This is a genomic window from Halalkalibacter flavus, assembly GCF_036663575.1.
GTDB lineage: Bacteria > Bacillota > Bacilli > Bacillales > Bacillaceae_D > Halalkalibacter > Halalkalibacter flavus.
Genome location: NZ_JAWRVK010000165.1, coordinates 1 through 303, shown reverse-complemented (window position 1 = coordinate 303; position 303 = coordinate 1). Strand labels below are relative to the sequence as shown.

Genomic DNA, 303 nt, shown 5'->3' with positions numbered 1-303 from the left:
GGATTCGAACCGCCGAACCCGGAGGGAGCGGATTTACAGTCCGCCGCGTTTAGCCACTTCGCTACCCCTCCACAAAAACACAATACCTATTTTACACAAAATGATCGACATTGTCAATATGTGAAGTTACTTTTAGGTATAATACTTACAGTGCCGGCCAGAGGACTTGAACCCCCAACCTACTGATTACAAGTCAGTTGCTCTACCAATTGAGCTAGGCCGGCAGAATGGTGGCTCAGGACGGAATCGAACCGCCGACACATGGATTTTCAGTCCATTGCTCTACCGACTGAGCTACTGAGC

1 tRNA gene is annotated in these 303 nt (G+C 49.2%); it reads right to left on the bottom strand.

Annotated elements, in window-relative coordinates:
- Positions 1 to 151: 151 nt before the first annotated feature.
- Positions 152 to 224, bottom strand: a tRNA-Thr gene (locus tag SAY88_RS24865).
- Positions 225 to 303: the final 79 nt, after the last annotated feature.